2 protein-coding genes are annotated in these 2226 nt (G+C 24.3%); one reads left to right on the top strand and one right to left on the bottom strand.

Annotated features, from left to right (window positions below; translation table 11 throughout):
- The first annotated feature begins 322 nt into the window (after positions 1-322).
- Positions 323-1291 (top strand): InlB B-repeat-containing protein, encoded by a 969-nt coding sequence (locus MBCUR_RS02035; RefSeq protein ID WP_157077557.1) that lies wholly within the window; start codon positions 323-325, stop codon positions 1289-1291.
- A 159-nt stretch (positions 1292-1450) separates the two neighbouring features.
- Here the strand turns inward: MBCUR_RS02035 and tsaA are convergent, their stop codons facing one another.
- Complete coding sequence (gene tsaA / locus MBCUR_RS02030; protein ID WP_067089593.1) at positions 1451-1942, bottom strand: tRNA (N6-threonylcarbamoyladenosine(37)-N6)-methyltransferase TrmO; 492 nt, start codon at positions 1940-1942, stop codon at positions 1451-1453.
- Positions 1943-2226: the final 284 nt, after the last annotated feature.

Here is a 2226-nt window from a genome sequence, read left to right as displayed (position 1 = left end):
TTTTTTTTTTTTTTTTTTTTTTTTTTTTTTTTTTTTTTTTTTTTTTTTTTTGATTGTTTAAAGTTCTGAGAGCTTTTTGTTTTGAGTTAAGTTTATATGTTTCTTTTTTAATATTTATATAATATAAAACTATCAGATATTTTTAATCTAAAAAAGAGTTAGATAAAATATCATTTATTATACTTATAAAATAATACAGGTTCTTTTTGCTTATTGTTTTATATATTAAATATTGGCAGTTTTATTATTAAAAATCTTAATAAAAAAAGATAGAATAGAAAAAAATAGAAAAAATTCTAAAAATAAAGAAAGGAATGGAATTATGAAAACAAAAAAGATAATTTCCATTTTAATTATAGCTATTATAGCTATATTGATGATTACAACAGTTTTGGCACCAGCTCAAGCTGTTGATACAACATCTAAAGTTAAAGTAAAATGGAATGCAAATGAGGGTAAAATAGCTAACAGCAAAGTTGTGACAACTAATCACTATAAAGGTGCAAAAATAGCTAAGCTTCCTAAAACACCGAAAAAGTCAGGATATGTTTTTAGTGGTTGGTACACGAAAAAATCAGGCGGAACAAAGATTACAACTGCAACAAAAATTAAATCAAGCAAAACATTCTATGCACAGTGGAAAAAACAATACACACTAACTTTCAATCCTAATGGTGGAACTGTAACAACAAAAACCAAAAAATTAACTGATAAAAAAGCTTATAGCACTCTACCAACACCAAAACGATCTGGTTACACATTTACTGGTTGGTACACAACTAAAAATGGGGGAATAAAAGTAAGTACCACAACAAAGATGGTTGCTAAAAATGTGGTGGTTTATGCTCACTGGAAAAAAGGAAGTTCAAGCTCAAACAGAGTGTTAAATTTATATGAAAAAGAACTTGTTGGAGCATGGTCTTATTCAGGAGCATTTGCAGGAACTTATCGTTTCAATGCTGATGGAACATATATAGATTCTACTGGTGGAGTTTTAAATGGTTATGTTTGGCATAGCTATATAACAGCAAAATGGGCAGTTACATCTAAAGGTAAAGTAAAATTAACAAATATAGTTGGAACATGGACTAATTTAGGAAATCCAAGTAGTGATTACAAAAATAAAGCATTTTCAGATAAAATTGATTTGTACAAAATTCAAATCAATAATGGAAAACTACAGATTGCTATTCATAGCCCATCATCCTATATAGAGGGCTCAGAATACAATAAATGGACAATTGACGAATACATTACAAAAGGTTATCCTGATTGGTATACAAAAGAATAGGAATATATTATATGTGGCAAACAGGGTTAATATAAAAAAATTGAAAAGAGGTTATAATCTTTAGATAACTTATAAACCTTTTATTTAATTAGTTTTTTTTTGAGAAAGTCTTTTGATGAACCTTTTTTTAAAAGGTTCTTCTAACAATGTAAATAAAAACTAATTTATAAATCTGTCATCAGATTTTTTATTAATTGCATTTTGATGTTTATCCTTAAACCATCCTATTTTTAAATTTTTTTCATCTATTCCATATAAATGTGGGACATAAGGTTTTATATCTAAAAGAGGAGTATTATTTAAAACATCCACATTTTCTATATATAAAATGTTTTTTTCAACAGAGTTTAATTTAACAACAGATAAACCTATTGGGTTAGGTCTTTTAGGTGAACGTGTTGCAAATATTCCATGAAAATTATTATCTAAAAATGGCTTTACCTGTAAATTGTAACCATTTACTTTATGAAGATGATATATTAAAGTTAAATGTGAAAATCCAGTTATATCCTTTAATCCTTCTGAAATATCTTCATTTAAATGTATTTCTCCTTTAACTCCATTTGCACCAACAGGTTGTATTGGCATACCTTCTAAATCATTAAATGGGCTTTTAATTTTTCCAATGTATTGAAATTTGACTTCATTCATATATATAGATTTATTTTTTTTCTTAAATAATTTTTTCTATAAAATTGTATAAAATATATAAAAATAACAAAAATATTTAAAATATTTAAAAATATATAAAATATATAAAATTTGATTTTTTAAAATTATTTAAACTTAATTTTTTAAATTTAGTTACTTAAATTTAATTACTTAAATTTAATTATTTATTCATTTTTAATCCAGCTTCATTTTAATATAATTTCTTTAATCAAATCTTTTAATCAAATCTTTTTTAATCTAATTTCTTTTTATTTCCGTAGTAA

Origin of the sequence: Methanobrevibacter curvatus, assembly GCF_001639295.1 — an archaeon.
Lineage (GTDB): Archaea > Methanobacteriota > Methanobacteria > Methanobacteriales > Methanobacteriaceae > Methanoflexus > Methanoflexus curvatus.
This window is presented reverse-complemented; position numbering and strand designations above follow the sequence as displayed.